The 22,750-nt window shown below is 42.3% G+C and carries 19 protein-coding genes and 1 tRNA gene; 16 read left to right on the top strand and 4 right to left on the bottom strand.

Annotated features, from left to right (window positions below):
* Positions 1-525 precede the first annotated feature (525 nt).
* The 3 genes from RCH20_RS11955 (at position 526) to RCH20_RS11945 (ending at position 1,827) form a co-directional block, all read left to right on the top strand.
* The gene (locus RCH20_RS11955) at positions 526-876 is read left to right on the top strand and encodes an IS630 transposase-related protein (protein WP_327193759.1); all 351 of its coding nucleotides are present in this window, start codon (positions 526-528) and stop codon (positions 874-876) included.
* 13 nt (positions 877-889) lie between these two features.
* Positions 890-1,429, top strand: coding sequence for a transposase (locus RCH20_RS11950; RefSeq protein WP_327193758.1), 540 nt, complete (start codon positions 890-892; stop codon positions 1,427-1,429).
* A 68-nt stretch (positions 1,430-1,497) separates the two neighbouring features.
* Positions 1,498-1,827 carry a hypothetical protein gene (locus tag RCH20_RS11945; RefSeq protein WP_209958683.1) on the top strand — a complete coding sequence of 110 codons (330 nt, stop codon included), beginning with the start codon at positions 1,498-1,500 and terminating at the stop codon, positions 1,825-1,827.
* 297 nt (positions 1,828-2,124) lie between these two features.
* Here the strand turns inward: RCH20_RS11945 and RCH20_RS11940 are convergent.
* Positions 2,125-2,201: transfer RNA gene (locus RCH20_RS11940), tRNA-Arg, on the bottom strand.
* 437 nt (positions 2,202-2,638) lie between these two features.
* Here RCH20_RS11940 and RCH20_RS11935 point away from each other — a divergent pair.
* The 4 genes from RCH20_RS11935 to queF all read left to right on the top strand — a co-directional run bounded on the left by RCH20_RS11935 (position 2,639) and on the right by queF (position 6,540).
* Complete coding sequence (locus RCH20_RS11935; protein ID WP_327193757.1) at positions 2,639-3,277, top strand: c-type cytochrome; 639 nt, start codon at positions 2,639-2,641, stop codon at positions 3,275-3,277.
* Between the two features lie 353 nt (positions 3,278-3,630).
* The gene (locus tag RCH20_RS11930) at positions 3,631-4,593 is read left to right on the top strand and encodes an ABC transporter ATP-binding protein (RefSeq protein ID WP_327193756.1); all 963 of its coding nucleotides are present in this window, start codon (positions 3,631-3,633) and stop codon (positions 4,591-4,593) included.
* 32 nt (positions 4,594-4,625) lie between these two features.
* Positions 4,626-5,399 carry an ABC transporter permease gene (locus RCH20_RS11925; protein WP_327193761.1) on the top strand — a complete coding sequence of 258 codons (774 nt, stop codon included), beginning with the start codon at positions 4,626-4,628 and terminating at the stop codon, positions 5,397-5,399.
* Between the two features lie 262 nt (positions 5,400-5,661).
* Complete coding sequence (gene queF, locus RCH20_RS11920) at positions 5,662-6,540, top strand: NADPH-dependent 7-cyano-7-deazaguanine reductase QueF (RefSeq protein WP_327193755.1); 879 nt, start codon at positions 5,662-5,664, stop codon at positions 6,538-6,540.
* 146 nt (positions 6,541-6,686) lie between these two features.
* On the opposite strand, the gene RCH20_RS11915 is transcribed toward queF, so the two are convergent.
* Positions 6,687-8,405, bottom strand: coding sequence for a proline--tRNA ligase (locus RCH20_RS11915; RefSeq protein ID WP_327193754.1), 1,719 nt, complete (start codon positions 8,403-8,405; stop codon positions 6,687-6,689).
* Between the two features lie 637 nt (positions 8,406-9,042).
* Here RCH20_RS11915 and RCH20_RS11910 point away from each other — a divergent pair.
* Entirely contained in the window at positions 9,043-9,738 is a 696-nt protein-coding gene (locus RCH20_RS11910) for a DUF4230 domain-containing protein (protein ID WP_442793140.1), read from the top strand.
* A gap of 299 nt (positions 9,739-10,037) precedes the next feature.
* Here RCH20_RS11910 and RCH20_RS11905 read toward each other — a convergent pair whose 3' ends face one another.
* Positions 10,038-11,723, bottom strand: coding sequence for a cryptochrome/photolyase family protein (locus RCH20_RS11905; RefSeq protein ID WP_327193752.1), 1,686 nt, complete (start codon positions 11,721-11,723; stop codon positions 10,038-10,040).
* A gap of 218 nt (positions 11,724-11,941) precedes the next feature.
* Here RCH20_RS11905 and RCH20_RS11900 point away from each other — a divergent pair, with 218 nt between their 5' ends.
* The 8 genes from RCH20_RS11900 (at position 11,942) to RCH20_RS11865 (ending at position 20,757) form a co-directional block, all read left to right on the top strand.
* Positions 11,942-12,610 carry a phosphoribosylanthranilate isomerase gene (locus RCH20_RS11900; protein WP_209958658.1) on the top strand — a complete coding sequence of 223 codons (669 nt, stop codon included), beginning with the start codon at positions 11,942-11,944 and terminating at the stop codon, positions 12,608-12,610.
* Between the two features lie 203 nt (positions 12,611-12,813).
* Positions 12,814-14,088, top strand: a complete 1,275-nt coding sequence (gene trpB / locus RCH20_RS11895; protein WP_327193751.1) for a tryptophan synthase subunit beta — start codon at positions 12,814-12,816, stop codon at positions 14,086-14,088.
* Positions 14,089-14,209: 121 nt separating this feature from the next.
* A complete protein-coding gene (locus RCH20_RS11890; protein WP_327193750.1) occupies positions 14,210-14,347 on the top strand; it encodes a hypothetical protein in 138 nt (45 codons plus the stop codon).
* A gap of 109 nt (positions 14,348-14,456) precedes the next feature.
* Positions 14,457-15,281 carry a tryptophan synthase subunit alpha gene (gene trpA / locus RCH20_RS11885; RefSeq protein ID WP_209959245.1) on the top strand — a complete coding sequence of 275 codons (825 nt, stop codon included), beginning with the start codon at positions 14,457-14,459 and terminating at the stop codon, positions 15,279-15,281.
* Positions 15,282-15,777: 496 nt separating this feature from the next.
* Positions 15,778-16,662, top strand: a complete 885-nt coding sequence (gene accD / locus RCH20_RS11880) for an acetyl-CoA carboxylase, carboxyltransferase subunit beta (RefSeq protein ID WP_442793139.1) — start codon at positions 15,778-15,780, stop codon at positions 16,660-16,662.
* Positions 16,663-17,111: 449 nt separating this feature from the next.
* A complete protein-coding gene (locus RCH20_RS11875; protein WP_327193749.1) occupies positions 17,112-18,506 on the top strand; it encodes a bifunctional folylpolyglutamate synthase/dihydrofolate synthase in 1,395 nt (464 codons plus the stop codon).
* A 199-nt stretch (positions 18,507-18,705) separates the two neighbouring features.
* Positions 18,706-19,929, top strand: coding sequence for an SPOR domain-containing protein (locus RCH20_RS11870; RefSeq protein ID WP_327193748.1), 1,224 nt, complete (start codon positions 18,706-18,708; stop codon positions 19,927-19,929).
* A 273-nt stretch (positions 19,930-20,202) separates the two neighbouring features.
* A complete protein-coding gene (locus RCH20_RS11865) occupies positions 20,203-20,757 on the top strand; it encodes a DUF2726 domain-containing protein (protein ID WP_327193747.1) in 555 nt (184 codons plus the stop codon).
* A gap of 184 nt (positions 20,758-20,941) precedes the next feature.
* Here the strand turns inward: RCH20_RS11865 and RCH20_RS11860 are convergent, their stop codons facing one another.
* Complete coding sequence (locus tag RCH20_RS11860; protein ID WP_327193746.1) at positions 20,942-21,961, bottom strand: DUF1853 family protein; 1,020 nt, start codon at positions 21,959-21,961, stop codon at positions 20,942-20,944.
* Between the last annotated feature and the right edge of the window lie 789 nt (positions 21,962-22,750).

Raw genomic sequence — 22,750 nt, 5'->3', positions numbered from 1 at the left:
GTTTCTACGCCAAGGATGGATGGAAAACGACTTATCTAAATTGTTTTATGATATTAATCCTTGTCATAACACTTTTATTTTGAATTGACTATATCGATTTTGGCAACGTTAAAGGAGATAAAACTAGTCTAATAGATAGGAGAAAAGTTCCAACTCCTTATAGTATTGAGACTGGAACTATATTAGGCAATTTGCCTAATGTAAATAAAAACTCGAATTCGATTTTAGGTCAAAAATATTACGAAAAAATTATCAATGATAAAATTAACAATGCTACTAAAGCATTTGAACAAGCGAAATAAGCCAATGAGAAAAAAGGAAAAGTATATATATATAATTTCGTTCATTATTATAATGATACCGATAATATTTTTCGTATATAGATTTATAATGTCAACCATATTTTTAATGGGGGTATAAATGCTATTAAATAATTTAATAGGACACAAAAATAAATACTTATATAGTCTAATCCAAATAAAAACGATACAATACTATTAACAATCGCATTTAATGAAATAAACAATGACTTATTCAATCGACTATCGCAAACAGGTACTTTCTAGCATCGCTGATGGCATGACCATCCGAGAAGCTGCTCTGTTTTATGGACTTAGTACTAGCACCATTCACAGCTGGCAACAGAATTTAGCCCCTAAAACAAAGAGAAATAAAGCACCGACTAAAATACCTGATGACGCTTTGATTGAAGACGTAAAAAGACACCCTGATGATTATAACTATGAAAGAGCTCATCGCTTGAACTGTAGTAACACGGGCATCTTTAATGCTTTAAAGCGTCTTGGCATCAGTCAAAAAAAAGACCTTGGAACATCCAAAAGCGTGTCCGATAAAAAGAGCGATATATCAGAATAAGCTTGATAGCTTTATGCAGCAAGGCTATCCCATTGTATATATGGACGAAAGTGGCTTTGAGGCTGAAACCATTCGTCCCTTTGGCTATGCACCGATAGGTAAACCTTGTATTGATCGCTACAACTGGCAAGCAAAAAAGCGTACGAATGTCATCGGCGCTTTATATGAAAGGATGCTGTTTGCCCTTGATTACTTTGAGACAAACATTAATAGTCACGTATTTTATGACTGGTGCAAACACACCTTAATTCCAAATCTTGAAACGAAATGCGTGATTGTAATGGATATGAGCAAGGATAGAGCAAAGCACTGCTTTGCCCGAGCGCAAGGTAAGAGCTGTGCTCGAGTGACTCGGTTTCATAAAAATAAGCGTATTCAAAAACTACTCAATAGGCATGGCCATCGCATTCTATGGCTACCACCGTACAGCCCTGATCTTAACCCTATCGAGAAAAAATGGGCTCAGGCTAAATTCCTACGCCAAGGTTGGATGGAGAATGATCTACCTAAACTATTTCATGATATGGGCTGTATCGATTTTATAAGGACTTAACTATATCTTGTATTCGAGAAAAGAACTTTTGGAATAAAGGTATAACTAAAGAACTACTTGATATTTATATGAATTCTCAAGTAGTGAACAAAAAGCTATACCATTTATTTTATGCTTTAGAAAACCACGTTTTATGTTTAAGTGATTTTAAAAGTATATTATTAAAGTTATTTATTGAAATAACTACAGCCAGTCTATCTGATGAAACTAAACAAATTGTTTACAGTGAAATGGACAAATTAACCAAAATATTGCAGAGAATATATGATGAAGCGGTCGATGATGAGGACGATGTTACTCTGAGTCTATGCTTAGATGTTTGGGATAATTTGTTAAGGTCAGATAGCTATGAGGTAAAGCGAGCAACTAGGCATATTGAAAATGGACTGCTGAGTTAGCGATTATTACTTCGAAAATGGACTAAGTAACCATAACCGACTTTTAACAACTTTGGTCACAAAATGGTCACCGTTTGGTCACCGAGCACTTGGTCACTGATTTTTAATTGTAGGATGTATGAACGTAAACTTGTAATAAATACATTATTGTAGGGCAGGCTATTTATTAAGATTCAGTATAGATATATTATCTGACCCTCATTAATAAAGGGTTCGAAGAGAAATAGCAGACACAAAAAAACCTCAAACAATCTAATGCTTGGGGCGAAATTTGAACAAAACTTAAGCTATAAATAGTGGTGCGCTCGGCGGGAATCGAACCCACGACCCTCGGCTTCGGAGACCGATACTCTATCCAACTGAGCTACGAGCGCATTGTCATTACTTAAAATATCATCACTCAAAAGTATGATTATCTAAAGGTATAATTGTTTAAAATATCGACGATTAATCGTGGTTTATTTTAAATTGTTTTTATTTAAACAAACACCCTGTTTTAAAGAGCATGGAGAAATAAAGACCGCCTAGTCTAACAAATAAAAGCTCAAAAGCCAATCGGTGAAACGGATGATTAATATTTTTTAAGAAAAAACAACACAGTCAGTAAACAAGCATGGCAATCTAACCCTCTTTTCCCTTATAATGAAGGGGAGAATGCCCATTGATGATCACCGATTACAATTGTGCCCGCTAACCTGAAGCCTGTTTGCTATTGATGATGACTTCATCAAACGAAGATAAACAGAGCGTCTCTGTTGAGCCAGCCACTTGTATACGTAATAAGAGAACGTGACGAATGAGAAAAGTAGTTATGTTATCGGCAGCTGCCATTCTAGGAATCGCTAGTATCGCAGTGAGCCAAGCTGAAGATATCGCAGAAACTCCCGTAACCACTTCTGATGTAGCAGAAGCTAAGGAAGTTGTAGCAGAGGCTCCTGAAGTGCTTGGTGACGATACCCAGGCCGCCGCCGATACAACAACCGATGCTGCTGCTGACACAACAATGGCTGCTGCCGCTCCAGTTGCTGCACCGATGGTCGCTGTCGCTGACGAAGAGCCTATTCCACAAGATACGCCACAAGTGCAAAAGCTAATTGCCCTGTATCCAAACCTTATTGCACGTATTCAGCCGATTGGCCGTGTGTGCTTCGAAGAAGGTGATATCTGCGATGTGACGGCGCGCTCGTCTGGTCCGTCAGCCGGTGACGGACCTCGTGACGGTGTGGCTGTTTATAATGCTGTATGTCAAACCTGTCACGCAGCAGGCTTGCTCGGTTCACCGATTCTAGGTGATGCTGGCGCTTGGGGACCACGTATAGCGCAAGGTGCGGAGACTTTATATACTCATGCTATCAATGGCTACAATGCCATGCCTGCTAAAGGTGGCGCTGATATCCCTGATGAAGAAGTACAAAATGCTGTCGACTACATGATCAGCGAAGCCAGCTAATTGGTCGCCACTAGCACGGTTAGCAACTGTCAGTAGAATTGAGCATTGAAAAACATCGAGTTGATAAGTTAATTATTAACTCATCTACTTACTCATAATTTAGTTTGCTTTTTATGATGTTCGAATTTGTAGTTTGTGCTACCGCCTACGTTTGAAAAGCGCCTATTTCATGCAATGAGATAGGCGCTTTTTTGTGGCTACTCATTGTGGTCTTCACAATATATAGCGTATCAATATGATGCTGGTGACTTCATACAGTTGAAATCTATCAGTAGCAGCCTCACATTAAGGCACTACAACATCTATTTTATAATTCATGTTATTTATTTCATAAACCTATAAAAGAGGTATTCATGTCTGAAGTACCAGCGCTTTCTGTCCAGAATTTATCCAAAACTTACGGCAACGGCTTTTCAGCGCTAAAAAATGTCAGCTTAACGGTGCCACAAGGTGGGTTTTTTGCGCTGCTTGGGCCAAACGGTGCTGGCAAGTCAACGATGATTGGCATTATCAGCTCTTTGTTTCAACCGACTAATGGTAGTGTGCAGATTTTTGGCGCTGATTTGTTAGCCAATCCTTCGGTAGCCAAGCAGTATCTAGGCGTGGTGCCGCAAGAGTTCAATTTTAACCAGTTTGAAAAAGTAGAAGATATTTTAATTACTCAAGCGGGTTATTTTGGCATATCTGCTAAAGAGTCAAAGCCGCGTGCTGAGCGCTTGCTAAAAGCATTAGGTCTGTGGGACAAGCGCGATAGCATGTCGCGAGAGCTGTCAGGTGGTATGAAGCGCCGGTTGATGATTGCGCGGGCACTGATTCATAAGCCTAAACTATTGATTCTTGATGAGCCTACTGCCGGGGTTGATATTGAGTTGCGCCGCTCGATGTGGGAGTTTATGCAGCAAATTAATATTGAAGAAAACACCACTATCATTCTCACGACTCATTATCTAGAAGAAGCTGAGCAGCTGTGTAAGCGTATTGCAATCTTAGATCATGGCGAGATACGTATTAATACTGAAATGAAAGATTTGCTGGCGCAGTTGTCGGTCGAGACTTTTGTGCTAGATTTGACTAAACCGCTCACTCAGCCTTTAAAGATAGATAAGGTAACTGCAATTGCCCAGCCTGATGAGATGACTGTAGAAGTGACCTTGAGTAAGGGTGAGACTCTCAACTGTGTTTTTGACCAGCTCACCAAGCTTGATGTCAAGGTGGCCAGTATGCGCAATAAGTCTAATCGTTTAGAGGAACTGTTTATGCGGTTAGTAGACAAAAATGTTCAGAATGAGGACAGTATGAAGGAGGCAGGGTTATGAAACAGCCAGTAGTTATAGACCCTAATGAGACCATGTCTTGGGCTAAAAAGTGGATTGCTTTTCGCACTATATTAATAAAAGAGATTCGCCGCATCCTGCGTATTTGGCCACAAACTCTGTTGCCACCAGTCATTACTATGGCCTTATATTTTGTCATATTTGGTAAGATGATTGGCTCAAGAGTAGGGGACATGGGCGGTGTACCCTATATGCAATTTATTGTGCCTGGTCTCATCATGATGGCAGTGATTACCAACAGTTATTCTAACGTGGTATCGAGCTTTTTTAGTGCCAAATTTACCGCCAGTATTGAAGAGCTGTTAGTATCTCCGGTTTCTAAACATGCCATATTACTGGGCTACATCGGTGGTGGTATTTTTCGCGGTCTGATTATTGCTATTATTGTCTCTATCGTCGCGCTATTTTTTACCAAGTTAGGTATCGACCATCTATTTGTCACTATTTTTACGGTGCTAGGAACGTCTATCCTGTTCTCGCTCGGCGGCTTTATTAACGCGGCATATGCACGTTCATTCGATGACATTACTATTATTCCAAGCTTTGTATTGACACCACTAACCTTTTTGGGCGGGGTGTTTTATTCAATGGAAAATTTATCTACATTCTGGTACAACGTCTCACTATTGAATCCTATCGTTTATATGGTTAACGCTTTCCGTTACGGTATTCTCGGTCACTCTGATGTCAATGTTTGGTATTCGATGATGGCCATTTTTATATTTTGTGTGGTGTTCTATATCATCTCTTACCGTCTACTGAGTAATGGCTCGCGTATTCGTTTGTAGATAAATACTGAGCTTAATCAAAAGTTATCAGTATGAACATTGATAATAAACAACCAGTAATAAATAACGGTTACGAATAATAGTAATAAAAACTAGGTATGGTGAATACTAACTAAAATAGATATGGGTCATACATTGACAAGACTGACAATTTTCTTGCTTACTGTGTGGCTGCGCTATTCCAGAGGCCTTGGCAATCTCCAACAGTCATACTGACAGTATCCGTTTTAGAGTAGACCAGTTATATAACGAGGAAGTATAAATGAGCATTCATGGTATTTTGGGCGAGCAAACCACTGATTATCCAACCCAGTATAGTCCTGAGACCCTATATCCTATTGCCCGAAGTATTGGGCGTGATGCTATTGGCTGGCAGGATGCTAAGTTGAAAGTTGGCGTAGATTGGTGGCATGCGTTTGAGATGTCGTGGCTTAATCAGCAAGGTATCTCGCAAGTGGCAATGGCGCGTTTTAGCATTCCCGCCAGCTCGTCATATATTGTCGAGTCTAAATCATTAAAGTTATATCTTAACAGCATTAACTTCACTGAATTTAGCAGCTGGGAAGAAGTACAAACCCTGATCGCTAAAGACTTATCAGCTTGCGTGCAAGCTGAGGTAAAATTTGAGTTAATTGCTCTAGATGATACCGAATCAGGATTGCTGATTAGCCAACCTGAGGGCATTTGTATTGATGAGGCCTTGGCAGATAGCATAGGCAAAGTCGCGCTCACTCTCCATCCTGATGCCTCATTGCTTGGTAATATGGCTGTGACGGAACAATCGAACATTACTGAAATAGACAAAAAAAGCGGTCAGTCCCATACTTTTTATTCTAATTTACTACGCAGTAATTGTCCGGTAACCAATCAGCCGGATTGGGGCACTCTGGCGGTGTCGATGACCAGTACGTGTGCAGTTGATGATGCCGCTATGCTACGTTACATTTTAAGCTTTCGTCAGCATAATGGCTTTCATGAGCAGTGTGTGGAGCAGATATTTGCTGATTTAAGCCGCTACTATCAGCCTAGTTCATTGATGGTACGCGCGTGGTATACACGCCGCGGTGGCATAGATATCAATCCTTGCCGCGTCAGTGAGCCGTCTTTACTACCAGCGCCAAGCCGTTTGATTCGCCAGTAGTTTGATTGGTGAAGAAGTAGGTTCAGAAGATAATAATAGGGTTTATGTCATTTTAGTAACCTTCAGCTAAGCCATTACCTATAAAAAAGCGCCTCTCTCATTAACTGAGACAGGCGCTTTTTTATGGCTAATGCTTTCTGATTACCTTATTTACTACTCACTTTTGCTAGAACTTCCTCGCGATTTAACATTAGCTTTTCATTATCACGGCGATTGACGTACTCGTATTTGTCTTCGGCAAGGTTACGATCAGACACGACGATACGGTGCGGAATACCAATTAATTCAAGATCAGCAAATTTAACCCCAGGGCGTTCGTTACGATCATCAAGTAACACGTTGATACCAAGAGATTTAAGCTGTTCATATAAAGCAGTGGCCGTCTGCATGACCAATTCTTCTTTGGACTTCATCGGTACAATAGCCACTTCAAACGGCGCGAGAGAATCGGTAACGTCTGGCGTTGACGGCCACATAATGCCAGCTTCATCATAATTTTGTTCGATAGCAGCGGCAATAATACGACTAACACCAATACCGTAACAGCCCATCAATAAGGTTACTGGCTTACCATCTTCGCCTGAAACTCGACAGTTCATCGCTTGCGAGTATTTATCTCCCAACTGGAAGATATGACCGACTTCGATACCGCGTTTGATTTGTAGCGAGCCTTTACCATCTGGGGACGGATCGCCCTCTTGAACATTACGGACGTCGACGATGCGCGTGATACGTGTATCACGTGTCCAATTCATGCCTGTGGTGTGCTTATTCATTTCATTGGCGCCAGAAACAAAATCAGATAAGGTCGCTGCCGCGCGATCAACAAACACTGGCATATCGAGATCAACACCGATATAACCTTTATGCAGACCCGCCGTTTTTAACTCTTCATCGGAGGCCAGGGTAAGCGGAACGTTGGCTTCTTCTATTTTTTCAGCTTTAACAGTATTTAGTTTGTGATCACCGCGTAGGACAATCGCGATCAGCTGCGGCTCGTTAGTCACTGTATGACCATGTACGATAAGGGTTTTTACGGTGGTTGAGAGCGCAATACCTAAGTGCTCAGCGACTATTTTACAGCTCGTCATATTTTCCGTTAAGACATCTTCACGTGGCATCGCTGGCGGTTGACGTTCAGCGGTACTGACCGACTCGGCAAGCTCAACGTTCGCCGCATAATCAGAAGAATCTGAAAAGGCAATATCGTCCTCACCACTATCGGCAAGCACATGAAACTCATGTGAGGCAAAGCCGCCAATTGAGCCAGTATCGGCTTGTACGGCGCGGAAGTCGAGGCCTAAGCGGGTAAATATACGGGTATAAGCCTCAAACATATCATAATAAGTTTTGGCCAATGACGCTTGGTTAACATGAAATGAATAAGCATCTTTCATAGTAAATTCACGCGCACGCATTACCCCAAATCGCGGACGAATCTCATCACGAAATTTACCTTGAATCTGAAAGAAGGTAATGGGTAGCTGCTTATAACTGCGCAGCTCACCTTGCGCTAAATTAGTAATGACTTCTTCATGGGTCGGACCTAGTACAAAATCACGATCATGACGGTCTTTAAAACGTAACAGCTCAGGACCATAATCATCAAAACGTCCCGTAGTCTGCCAAAGTTCAGCGGGCTGGGTCATTGGCATCAAGACTTCTTGCGCACCGATATTTTGCATCTCTTCGCGAACGATACGCTCGACTTTTTGCAATACGCGCAGCCCCATGGGCAACCAAATATACAATCCAGAAGCGATTTTACGAATAAGACCGGCACGCACCATCAATTGGCTTGAAGCGATATCCGCGTCACTTGGGGTCTCTTTTAGCGTAGCAAACAAAAACTGACTGGCTTTCATAAATAAAGCATAACCTTATCAACGATAAAATAAAAAATAAACAGTAGAAGGCCAAGCATTTGCGAATGGTTTGATGACCATCGCAAGCTTACCTTTATAGCGACTGTTTATAGCCACAACAACAAAGGAATGGACCGTAGTGAAGGTATTAATAATTAACCTATACGACGATTCCAAACCTGATAAATAAATTTTTGTCGACATTTTCTCGATACAATCGGACTATGTTAGGTAAACTTTGTCTAAGACGCAATGACTTTTTTCTTTTTCAGCTTTAACAGCGTAAAAACAGGTAAATAGTGCTAAAAATAAAGCAGTTATTGAATCGTTTTTATGGCGGTTCATGATGGATAACCCACCAGTTTTTATCAGTACGTTTATAGGAAGTTGTCTGGAAAATTAGTAGTCATTACCTGCAGTTATCTTAGAAAAGTAGCATTTATGCCGTAGGATCTATTCATGATATGTCGTATATTCATAAATATTGATTATAAATTCTGAGGCAACTTATATGACAGGTCCTGATAACCACTCTTCAGATGAGGATCGGTCAATTGACCACTCTTCAATTGATAGCCCCTCAATAAGTAATAAAGGTGCTATTAGCAAGCACGCTAAAAAACCACCTATTGCGACGATGTCATGGTTGTTATTGCTTGTCGGTTTGGCTGCATTAGCTTTTGCTATTTACATTGCGCAGCAGGCTGAAGCAGAACAACCTATTGAGACTGTCACTCGTGAAGGTGTGGTAACACAGATACAGCAATTAAACCGCCTACAAACGGTGGCTTTTAGCGTGGATACCGTCATTACTAGCCAACGTCAAGGCAGCTGGATGAAGCTATGGCAAGATCAACAAAAAGGCTTGTTTATCGCTCGCGGGCGCGTGGAAGCTGGTATTGATTTGAGTGCGTTAACACCAGAGATGGTACAAGTAGTGCAACCTATGGATCAAGTTAACGTCAGTAATACGACTGAGGCTAACGATAACAAGTCGGCTACTGATATTAATGTGCCCATCTCTATCATGCCGCAGATTAATATCACCTTGCCGCCGTCAGAAATATTTTCAGTATATTTAGATGATATTGAGATTTACGATTGGCAAACGGGTGTTTTCGGTATGATGCAGGTCGATCCTAAAATATTAGATCAAGCACAAAGTATGGCCAAAAAAGAAGTATTAGAGCGAGCATGTCGTGGAGATGTTATGAATATGGCCCTAAAAAACGCTCAAACTCAACTGCAGCAGTTATTTTCTCTTACAGGTGCGGTGGTGACGGTGACGACTCAAGGTGCAGGCGCGTGCCAAATGCCATTAAAGACGTCATAGCGTTTCGATAACTAACTAGCTAACTGATTAGATCTATCTTAAATTGACGTAGACTACTTGTAGAATATTAATGATGAGTCGCAAAAAATATTCTGTATAATTTTGTACGTGAGACCGGCGTTATTGACGAGAGATAGCACTGACCCTAATCATCGGTTTTAAAGTCAGTGTTATTTTCCAAAAATATTACAATGGTTATTCAATTGGTAGTGTTTGCTTAGCTGCAGTATGGAAAATCGGGTTGCAGCCAATCAATATTTGCAGTGGTCTTAATAACTGATCAAACAACTGATACTTTACTATTTCTTAAATTCAGCAATGGCCAGTTGTCGTGCTACTTTATGCTCTACCATCGGTACTGGATAGTCGATTTTGACCAGTTGACCATTAGTGGCGAGCATCTTGCGCAATTTATCTTCGCTATGCAAGATGCTGGCAGGAACCTCTTTTAGCTCAGGTAGCCAGGTCTTGATAAATATCCCATCAGGGTCATGGCTTTTGGCTTGGCTGAAAGGATTCATAATACGAAAGTAGGGCGCCGCATCGGTACCGGTCGAAGCGCTCCATTGCCAGCCACCATTATTAGATGCAAAATCGCCATCTATTAGCTGCTGCATAAAATAACGTTCGCCCCAGCGCCAATCAATCAATAAGTCTTTAGTCAAAAACATCGCCGTGACCATACGCAAACGATTGTGCATAAAGCCTGTGGCACTGAGGCAACGCATCGCTGCATCGACCAAGGGAACCCCAGTCTTGCCGGCACACCATGCGTCAAAGTCATCATGATCATAGGACCAGTTAATACCGATATCTAGCTCGTCTTTATAAGCGTAATGACGGATAAGGGCTGGCTTGTCAGCTAGGACATGACGATAAAAATCTCGCCATGCAAGCTCGCTAATCCAGCGATTAATATCGTTGCTGTTGCCTACATCGCCTGCATCGCTGTCTACATACGCCTCACTTTCGCTGTTGCTATTCAGCGCTCTGGTCGCTTGTAAGTAGCAATATCTAGCACTGATTGACCCAATAGTAAGATAGGCCGACATCTGGCTAGTAGCCTGTAAGCTAGGAACGTCACGGCTCACATTGTAGTTATCAATATCATCAGCAATAAATTGATCTAAACGATGGCACGCAGCAACCTCACCAGCAGGGTAGGCATCACGCGCCTGGTCAAGCTGCGCCTCACGATCAACTGGCTGCATGGCCTGATTGGTGTGGGCGTCTTTTAATGAACCTAGATAGTCTTTAACAACATTTTCACCCAATATTGTTATCGTTTCAACGGTGTTTGCACTAGCCGTTGTTTGAGTTAAGGCAAGCAGTTTATCTTTGCATGTAGCACTGTTATTAGTACTGTTATCAGTACTGTTATCAGTATTGATCGCCTGCGCTTCATGTATTTGAATGGGGCTGGTATCTAAGGTATGCTGCCATTTTTTATAAAACGGTGTAAATACCTGATACATGCTGTCGTCATTAGTAGTGATGCTTTTCGGTGGCAAAACACATTGATCATGCCAACGAATAAATTCAATATCCTTTTTGGCCAGCCGCTTAGCTAATTGTTCATCACGCGCAATTTCATTACCTTCGTATTCACGATTGGCCATCACGCCGCTGATATTTTGGCTGTCACAAAGCTCGCTAATAGCACCTACACAGTCAGAAAATTGTGGGCAGACATAGACGGTTAACGTGATATTCAACTGTTGATTCAAGTCTTGGGCCAGCTTGGGTAAGGTGCGAGCGATAAGGTCTAGTTGTGATAACGAATTATCGTGCGATTGCCATTGTTCAGGCGTAAAAAAAAATACCGCAGTGACCTGACCCTCGTTTAAATGGGCACGTTCGCAAAGAGCGGTTAATGCGGTATTATCACGTACTCGCAAGTCACGTCGAAACCACATCAAATAATGTGGTTGGATAGCAGTAGTCTCAAGGGCTGAGCTTTTATTAGGTGACGTGGTAATGGGCATAAGTGATCCTTTTTATTTTCATAAACGAAACTATGAATAAAAGTGTGCTAGGATAAGTTTTCAGATGCAATTTATTTGGCATTTGATTAACAAATCATAATTATTATGATGACTGGTGTTTAGCGCTACTGTCGCCATATTGATCTACTGTCCTAATCGTAATAAAGCGCTTTGCTACGGCTTTTTTCGTTAGGATTATAAATTTTTAAGGTCATAAAATGCACGTGAAGTTTTGTGGTTTTACTCAGCTTGCTGATATTCATGCCGCCACCCAATCAGGTGTTGATGCGGTAGGCCTAGTGCTATATCCGCCAAGCCCACGTGCCGTGACTCATGCGCAAGCGCAAGTACTCAGTGCTGCTGTACCGGCTTTTGTTAGTGTGGTGGCCTTAGTGGTTAACATGCTGCCTGAGCAACTGTCTGATCTGGCTGACAACGTGGCATTTGACATCATTCAATTCCACGGTGACGAAAGCCCTGAGCAATGCCAACAGCTTGCTGGGGCAGTGAATAAACGCTGGATAAAAGCGTTACGCATCAATACTGAACAAGATACCTCTAACAGCGTAAATACGCAAATAGAGCGCTTTGCTGAAGCAGGCGCTAGCAGTATTTTACTTGATGCCTATCATCAACATAAATATGGCGGTACAGGTGCGCGCTTTGATTGGGATTTGATACCACACAACAGTGCGCTACCGATTATTCTCGCTGGTGGTCTTAACGCCCAGAATGTCGCCGCGACACGTGATCTACCCCTTTATGGGGTCGATGTCAGTGGCGGGATTGAACACGACAAGGGCAAAAAAGACAATGCTAAGATGCGCGCCTTTATGAAAGCGGTTAAGCGTGACCGATGGCAAAATAACACGCTAAGCGACCTTTAAACTCAAGTCAATGGCACCATTATAATAGACTTGCAAGTTTGTCCTATTTGAATGTTCACTAATAGCTTATCTGCTTTTTAACGTTCATTCTTCTCCGTTACTATCAAGACATCATTATCAAGACAGCTATCGAACCGTTATTTTTAAGAGCGCTATCTAAACAATTATCCCAAAAAATACCACTTCTTACAGTAGGAATTACCATGAGTTATGTTGCTAATAAATCCCCATCTATCACAGCAGACGCTATTAACACCTTTGTTAATCCAGAAAACGTGCAAGACTTTAACCAATATCCTGATTCACGCGGGCATTTCGGCGTCCACGGTGGTCGTTTTGTCTCCGAAACCTTGATGGCAGCGCTTGAAGAGCTAGAGGCGTTATATAATAAAGTCAAAGTAGATCCAGCGTTTTGGGAAGAATATCACAACGATTTAGTCAATTATGTCGGTCGTCCAACACCCTTGTACCATGCCAAGCGTTTGAGTAATGAAATTGGTGGGGCGCAAATTTACTTTAAGCGTGAAGACTTAAATCACACTGGTGCACACAAGGTAAATAACACTATCGGGCAAGCGCTATTGGCCAAAATGTGTGGCAAAAAACGTATTATTGCAGAAACGGGCGCCGGGCAGCATGGCGTTGCTACTGCTACTATTGCAGCGCGTTTGGGACTAGAATGCATTGTCTATATGGGCGCTGATGATGTCGAACGCCAGAAGACCAACGTTTACCGTATGCGTTTGCTTGGTGCGACTGTCGTACCTGTCACTTCTGGCTCACGGACGCTCAAAGACGCGCTGAACGAAGCCATGCGCGATTGGGTGACTAACGTAGACACCACTTACTATATTATTGGTACAGTGGCAGGCCCGCATCCTTATCCATTACTAGTTCGCGATTTTCAGGCGATTATAGGTAAAGAGACGCGTGTTCAGCATCTAGAGCAGACTGGCAAATTACCAGATGCCTTGGTCGCTTGTGTTGGCGGCGGTTCAAACGCTATCGGGTTATTCTTTGACTTCTTAAATGATACTGACGTCAAAATGTATGGTGTCGAAGCCACCGGTGAGGGCATCGAAACCGGTCGTCATTCAGCCCCACTCGCAGCAGGTCGGATTGGTGTCTTACATGGCAACCGGACTTATCTGATGGCAGATGATGACGGTCAAATTCAAGAAACTCACTCCATTTCAGCTGGACTTGACTATCCTGGTGTTGGTCCTGAGCATAGTTTCTTAAAAGACATGGAACGTGTTGAGTATGTCGGCTGTACGGACAAAGAGGCGTTAGTAGGTTTTCATGAATCTACGCTTAAAGAAGGTATCATTCCAGCGCTTGAAACAGCGCACGCTATCGCCTATGCCCTTAAGCTTGCTAAAACTATGACGCCTGATCAGACCATCGTGGTCAATATGTCTGGTCGTGGTGATAAAGATTTGGATTCAGTCATGAAAGCGGAAGGGCTTGAGTATTAATAAAATTTTGATTGATTATCGTCAAAAATAGTCAGTGTGTTTTTCAGTACGTCTTTTAGTGCTCTCTGCTAAACATAGCGGAGGGCTCTTAAGATAGTGATATTTTATATCGTTATTCCTTATGCGGCGTTTAAAATGTCAAAGCCTGCTCAATACTGTACACGCAGGACATCTAGTACCTATCGAAAGCTGGCAGCAGCACTCTATTATCGAACAATTAGACAGTGAGGCGTTGCGCCAAATTGACGCTGTTATATAAACGGCTCCAATAGATTTTGATAAATCTGTCCAACAAATACCTGTCTTACGTGATTCTATAACAACAAATCAAATTCAATTAAGAGACCATTATGACCAGAATTGAAACTATGACCAGAATTGAAACTACTTTTGAAACTTTAAAAGCACACAATAAAAAAGCCTTGATTCCTTACATTATGGCCGGCGATCCCAATCCTCAAACTACCGTAGGCCTGCTACACGATTTAGTTAAGCATGGTGCAGATATGATTGAGATCGGATTGCCATTCTCAGACCCAATGGCAGATGGTCCAACAGTGGCTTTAGCTGCGGAGCGTGCTTTAGATGCCGGTACCAGTACCCGTGATGCCTTAAAAATGGTGGCAGAATTCCGCACGAAAGATACCCAAACCCCAATCATTTTGATGGGCTATCTTAATCCGGTTGAAATTATTGGTTATGACAACTTCGTCGCGCTGTGTGAGCAGGCGGGTGTCGACGGCGTTTTGATGGTTGATTTACCACCATCAGAGGCCGGTAGTTTTACTCAGCATTTGACTGAACATACGATGAATGAGATTTTCTTATTATCGCCAACCACTGTAGCTGAGCGTCGCCAGCAAGTGCTGACCTATTGTGGCGGCTATATTTATTACGTATCGCTGACTGGTGTGACTGGCTCAGCAACTTTGGATACTGACGATGTGGCAAAACACGTCCAAGCGATTAAAGCAGAGACGGATTTACCCGTTTGTGTGGGCTTTGGTATCCGTGATGGCGCATCGGCCAAAGCGATTGGCGCGCATGCAGATGGTGTTATTGTTGGTAGTGCGTTGGTACAAAATTTCGCTGATATAGATCCTAACGATAATACTGCCGTTGCTGCTGCTCAGCAAAATATTATGGCCAAAATGGATGAGTTACGTGAAGCGTTAGACAGCTTAAGTGCATAAGTTAATATAAGAAGAGTCAATTTAAAATTAATAGCAAGTCAAGACTCGATAGGTATTTGATAGAGGGAGACGGGCGACTGTGAGAGCTGTTATGAATCATAGCGTTGAGTATTCCTTATCAAATGGCAGCCATAATAAACGGTACTGAAATAAACGGCACTGAAATAAACGGCACTGAAATAAACGATACTGACAATAAATATATGCGTAATTATCGATAGTAAACAATAGTTATAATGGTAATGTTTATAGTGACAATACGGAATGACTTTGCTAAAGTTAGTTTACGTGTGTAAACTAACCCAACGCATAAATTGTTACAATTACGCGTAAGCGTGTGTCATAACAGCTCATGCTATGACTGTATTCAACTCCCAATTTAACTCTCAGCGACAAGTATATGAGCAAACTTGTCGATAAGCCTACGATAATGGCAAATAATATGACTGATATAACAACCTCTGACTCTCATAACGATGGCGCTGATACTCTGGTAATGAATGCTAATATTGCTGGACACTCATGGTTCAATCGCTCAGTACCTGGCATCAAGCAGCAACTATCCGCGCCACTGACCGCAGTGGAGACTGAGCCATCAACAGAATGTACCAGCTGTCATTCGATGATTACCAATACAGCGCTTATTTTCAACTGTTACATCTGCCCGCATTGCGACCATCATCTGGCGATGACGGCACGTGAGCGTTTGCATTGGCTTTTAGATCAAGTGGACGGCGAGCTTGGGCAAGAATTTACTGCCAAAGACCCGCTCGGGTTCATTGATAGCAAGCCGTACCCACAGCGTATGACTGAAGCGCAGACCAAAACTGGTGAGACTGAAGCGTTAATTGTTATGTATGGCAAGCTTCGTAACCTTGATGTGGTCGCTTGTGCTTTTGACTTTCGCTTTATGGGTGGCTCGATGGGTTCGGTGGTCGGTGATCGCTTCGTGCAAGCCGCTGAAAAAGCCTTGGCAGAAAATAGACCCTTGGTTTGTTTCGCGGCATCTGGTGGCGCGCGCATGCAAGAAGGCATACTGTCATTGATGCAAATGGCACGGACAGGCGCCGCGATTGAGCGCTTAAGAATTGCTGGCATCCCCTATATCGTAGTATTGACCAATCCAGTTTATGGCGGCGTTACTGCCTCCTTGGCCATGTTAGGTGATATTCATTTAGCGGAACCAAAAGCGATGATTGGCTTTGCTGGTAAGCGTGTGATTGAACAAACGGTTCGCGAGACTTTAGAAGAACCGTTCCAGCGTGCAGAATTCTTATTAGAACATGGCGTAGTCGATGAAGTGGTGCATCGTCATCAGCTGATCGATACTATTTATCGCCTGTTAGCAAAACTATGTAGCGTGCCAAACGTTGATGTCTAGTGCATGACTAATTAACTGACTCAGCGTCAATAGCTAAATAAATAGCGGTGCTGAGCTATATATTGATCGTCGCTTAGTTTATAGATTCCTCTAATAGCATTTACCGAACTTTAACGGTAAATGCTATTTTTGCTTTTGAGAGCCACTATTGAGCGCCATCATTTAAGTGTTATAGTTAAAATACCTTAAAAACGCGACGGTACTGCTGGTATACGCTTTTTGCAGCCTCTGTCTGCGTAGGCACAGCAAGCAAGAAAAACCTATGCCAGCAGTATGTTGTGTATCGATATCACTTTTCATTGACTATACTAGCTGGGTTAACAGTTTATTTCTAGCTGTTGGTTTTAATTTACTGCCTCTAGTTTCCCGCTTTTAATTTCGGTTTTTAGTAGGCTTGATATACACTGAGTTAATGCTCTATTACAAGTTTCTTAACATAGGTCCCGTCCATGTCTGCACTTTTAACTTCCAGTCCTGTTAATCCTGATAGCCCTAATGGCAACGCCAGCCTAACCGAGTGGCTGGACTATATGCAGCAAATACATGTCACCGCCATAGATATGGGGTTATCACGAGTATTGCCAGTAGCCGAGTACTTAGGCGTGGTGCAATCGGCTAAAGATGACGCTTATGTATTCACCGTAGCTGGCACCAATGGCAAAGGCTCTACCACCGCAGTTATCAGTGAAATGTGCCAGGCTGCGGGTTATAAAACGGCTTTATATCAGTCGCCGCATTTAAGCTGCTTTAATGAGCGAGTCCGTATTAATGGCGAAATGGTTAGTGACCAGACCTTGATTATAGCTTTTACCAAGGTAGAGATAGCACGTTTACAATGCGCTTTAACACTATCCTTCTTTGAGATGACGACATTGGCCGCGCTGCTCATATTTGCTGAAGCCGACTGTGATGTCTGGGTTTTAGAAGTGGGATTGGGTGGTCGCTTAGATGTGGTCAATATTATTGATTGTGATATGGCAGTGATTACTAATATTGGTATCGATCATGTCGATTGGTTGGGGGACAATGTTGAGGATATTGGTGCTGAAAAGGCCGGTATTTTACGTAACAATGTGCCTTTGATTTTTGGCGCTACCGATATGCCAAACAGCGTGCAGAAAATTATCACCACCCACAGTGTCAGCTGTTATCAAGTGCAGCGAGACTTTAATTACCGCCTGCTTGACGCGCAAACCTGGCAGTATAGTAATGCTGCCGTCACGCTACAGTTACCACGTCCTGCGCTGTCATTGATGAATACGGCTAACGCTTTATCAGCGGTGCTGGCAAGTCCGCTTAATATCGATATTTCAGCTATTGAACACGCATTACAAACGGTGACGTTAGCAGGGCGCTTTGATTACCGAGAGAGTAAAGATCGTTGTTGGTTGTTTGATGTGGCGCATAACGAACAAGGGGTTGAGTTTTTATTGGCGCAGTTATTACCACTGTGGCAGGAGCACCTTAACTGTCAAACAAGTAATGTGACAACTACGGTTAGCTCTGATAATGTTAAGACAGCCAGGGTTAAAACCAGTACGATCAAAATGTTGTTCTCGATGCTTGGTGATAAAGATATTGATAAGGTGGTACAGCGTTTAACGGAAGCTGGATTACCGATTACTGAGTGGTTTATTGCAGAAATTGACTATCCACGTGCGGCTAGCACTGAGCAATTACAGAATATTTTGGCGAAGTATGTTAATAAGAGTCATGTACATGAATTCAGTAGTTTGTCTCAGGCCACACAGGCGGTTATAAACGCCAGTCAGCCGCAAGATCTAATTCTAGTCTGTGGCTCTTTTCATACTATCGGTGAAGCGCTTGCAGCACTTGAAATATAATAGTTTATCTTAACAAAGAGTTAGCTTAATGTTAATTTTGACCACAGTGCGATAGCAGACAGCGTGAAAAATATGTTTTATAATCAAAGCGCTGTTATAAAAATAAGACAATACCTGACAACTGATGACGTTAGCGGTTGGCAATAATTACTGTTATGCTGATCAATCAGCCCTACTACCAACTAAGAGACGTAAACGGATGAACTTTTCGAGACAAGCCTTATTGGGCATTGGGATGATTATAGGTGGTAGCGTGATGCTGTACGCTATGGTGCAGCAAATTGGTGTGGATAATGACCCCCAACCAAAGCCGGCTATGGTGGACAAATCGTATACTGAACAAGCATCACCGCAGCCATTAACGACAGATATTGACACTGAAAAGCGTCTTTTGGCACAAAAGCAAAAAGAGCGTGCTGCGCGCGTGGCTGAGCAAGAAAAACGTGCTCAACAGTTTTTGACTGAGCAAGAAACCGCTGAGGCGCAAGCGTTGGCCAAAGCACGTGCTGAAAATCAGCAGTACATGGCAAACAGTGTTTCAACTGGTGGAGACAGCGACAGCCCAGAAGCAGCACAAAATGCTACTGCTGCTCCAAAAGTACAGCCAAGTACTGATAATTCAGCGACTACCACGCCAGCTGTGTCTGCTGCAAACTTGAGCGACAGCGACACGCAACAAGCAGCACAGGCCCAAAAAAAAGAATCGCTGAGGCAGGTAGAACTTAAGAAACAAGCCGAAGCCAAGAAACTAGCAGACAGTAAGAAACAAGCCGAAGCCAAAAAACAAGCGGACGCCAAGAAACAAGCGGACGCTAAGAAACAAGCCGACGCTAAGAAGCAGGCTGAAGCGCAAGCAACGGCTGAGCGCAAAAAACAGGCTGAAAAAAAATCAGCTACTGAAGCCGCTAAAAAAGAATCGCCCAAATCGTCTATAGATTACACCGTCAAAAGTGGTGACGGTCTATTAAGGCTGGCGCGCCAATACAATATGCCTGTTGAAGCCTTAGCACAAGCCAATGATATTGCACCGACTGCTGATTTACAGGTTGGGCAGGCATTGACTATTCCCTCCCGTAAGCAGGTCCAACGTTTAGAGCGTGAAGCGGCTACTGTTCAACAGGCGCGCGAAGATAAGCGTGATGCCAAGCAAAGGCTGCGCGAGGCACGTAAAGAAGTTAAAGAAACGGATGCCAAAGGCAGCTTTGGGGTACAGGTTGCTTTGGCGAACAATCAGGCGACTGCTGATGAGATGGCCAAAAAACTAAAATCAGCTGGCTATCAAGTCAAGACCAGCGCTACTAGTCGCGGTGTACGGGTCGTTGTTGGCCCTGAACGCGGTAAAGTCGCTGCATTAGCGTTAAAAGATCAAATTAATAGCGACCCTAAGGTCAATACTACCAGCGCTTGGGTGCTTTACTGGTAATAAGGTTGCTGTATAGTTAACGTTTCATTTGGACAGCACTACAACTTCTCAACTTTCTATTTTTTTGACTCTCAAAACACGACAGAGAATGTCGTGTTTTGTGGTTTATAGATTGCCGATTATGGCAAGCTTATATAAAATGAGCACCATTTATTTTTTCTTCTGTATGACGCGTTAGCCTATAGGGGTTGCCGTGTAATGACTGGTTATTTAAAATGTGTCATATGGCCATGATACATACTCAGTCACTTTGATGTTTTATAAGGTAAAACTATGTCGTTTGGCGTTATATTTTTAGTATTGGCTGTTGGGTTCTTAGGTTTAATTGCGCTGCCAAAGTTAATACCGTTCTTCACTGCAAAGCGTCAAGCAGAGTCTAAAAATACTGATCCTACACCACAACCCGTTCGCGGTGATGATTTGGCTATTTGGCCATTTGCGCCTATGCCTATTATGACTGATACCGAAGTGCTGTTCTTTCATAAACTAAAAAATGCATTGCCAGAATATCATATCTTTGTCCAGGTCCAGCTGTCACGCATTATTGCAGCGAATAGTGATGAGACTTCTGAACGTAGCTTTTGGTTCAATCGTATCTGCCGACAAAGCGTAGATTATGTGGTGGTCGCGCAAGATGCGCAGACCTCACTGGTTGCTATTGAGCTTGATGACTGGACCCACAGTAGTAAATCTCGTCAAAAAGCCGATGATAAGAAAGACAAGGCCCTTGCTAGTGCCGGTATTCCCATCGTACGCTTTCATGCTGAGCGCATGCCTAGTGCTGACATGCTTAGGTATGAACTGATGCAGGTTATCGAGACTTATTAGAGTAGGTCACCTTTCAAGTAAACTATCCTGACCGGCATTGATTTCAGTTTGTATCGTTAAAATACCTTAAAAACGCGACGGTACTGCTGGTATAAGCTTTTTGTAGCCTCTGTCTGCGTAGGCACAGCAAGCAAGAAAAACTTATGCCAGCAGTAGGTTATGTATCGATATTACTTTTCATTGACTATAGGACAACTAAGGGCTCATAGGGTTCTTGATTAGACCTTTGAATAAAGTACAGCCCTTGTGGCAAGGTCGTTAAACTAGACAACACCTGAGTGGCGTTTTTATGTTTATTATAAAAACTTCGCTGAGTAAACCATTCAATATAATGAGCTCGGCGTATATCTGTGAGGTTCGAAAAAGGAGTTATCGCTGCTTCAAGGTTATTAGTTAAATCTTTAATTTGGTTTTTATGTTGATTAGAAGTCTCTGACCTAGCATTCGAGCTTTGATTATCAGGCGTCGCTAACCAGCGGTCTATGGGTAAGCTAGGCTCAAGCCACTCAGGGTAACTGAAATCAGTTATGGCAATCGGCAAAAAAAATCGGCCCTTTATAACGGCATAGCGCTGATCAATTTTGACTTGGCCATGATTGTTGGTGTCTACCGATACGGTACGAAACTGTTTGGTTTGCATATGGGTCATCTTACGCTGCAAGTTATCATTGGAATTGATACCGACCCAATTAACGGGCGCAAATGGCGCTGAACCCATAAAAAACTTAATGGCTAATTCCCAATGTTCGGTTATCTTCTCTTGATGGTTGTATAAAATTAAATCTAACTCACCAATGGTTTGTTTACCTTGAAATAACTGCACATTACTCGCCAGCATTTCATAATGATGCAACTTACGCGCAAAACCATCTTCCAACCAAAACGATAATAGCCCTTCAAAATGAAAACCCAAACGATTGGGGCTTGGTCTAGTCAGCAAATAGCGTGTCAATTCTTGATAGGCGCTGGTAGTATCAAGCTCATTCAAACGTTCGTGATAGGCGGCATATTGTGCTTGCCAAAAGTTAGGGCTATGCACCGAAATCGTCGGACTGGCTTGATGTGGCGCAAAATCTAACCACTCAGTCAATACGTTTGGGCAGGCGAGAGCATAGGCTAAGTCACGCACATAAGGTCGTTGATATTCTTCCCACGGTGCACCGTTTTTGAGAGTAGGAGAGGGCTGAGAGGTAGGCTCGAGCATAGGATGAACCAAAGTGAGTTGTAGAGGATTTACCCTAACGGTTCGTCTAGTAAAAGTCTAGCTATAGTAGGTATGTAGTGGCCAACTAATTTAGGACAGCTGATAAGAGGTTTTTGTTAAAGTATCGTTTTTCTTTCTATAGCGGTGTCAGGTAGTTGTTGAAAGTATAGGTTTTATATTTTTATATATTGACGATACCAACAATAATACTAACAATAATACCAACAATCATTTTTGATAATACTATTTTTCGGCTGTTTGCAGCTCATTGGATATTATTTTGTAATTGATTGTACTATTTGAGAGTTCGGTATTATTCAGTATTGTCATAGAGCTATTTACTCTTAGGTTCATTCTATATATTCGTTTATAAGAATACTAACTAAACAACACTATTTTTAGCTTGCAACTTTCTTGCATGAGGTCAAATTCTGAATAGGGGGTGACTTGTCACAAAACTACCTTGTACCTGAAAGAAACTATCCATCATTAGCATGAATTGCACCCGTGCGCGTACTGTTCCATAAACCCACCCTAACGTGTCCAACAACTCAATTTTAGCCGCGCTTAGCATGTGTAATAACCACCCCTTTTTATGGACTCCAAAAAATCCTTTTTTATAGTGTGCAAGTATTCTATAAATCACCTCTTTTTATGGACTCTAATTATTATTGTGAATAGCCTTTTTATAGTGCCTAGATTAACACACCAAGTGCAACGCTAAATGATGTTATAGAATACCTGATTTGGTGTTTTGAATCCCAATCGTTTTCTTGGTCTGCTATTTAA

It is taken from the genome of Psychrobacter sp. PL15, from assembly GCF_035984995.1.
Taxonomy (GTDB): Bacteria; Pseudomonadota; Gammaproteobacteria; order Pseudomonadales; family Moraxellaceae; genus Psychrobacter.
Note: the sequence above shows the minus strand (reverse complement) of the source record. Positions and strands in the feature narration are given on the sequence as shown.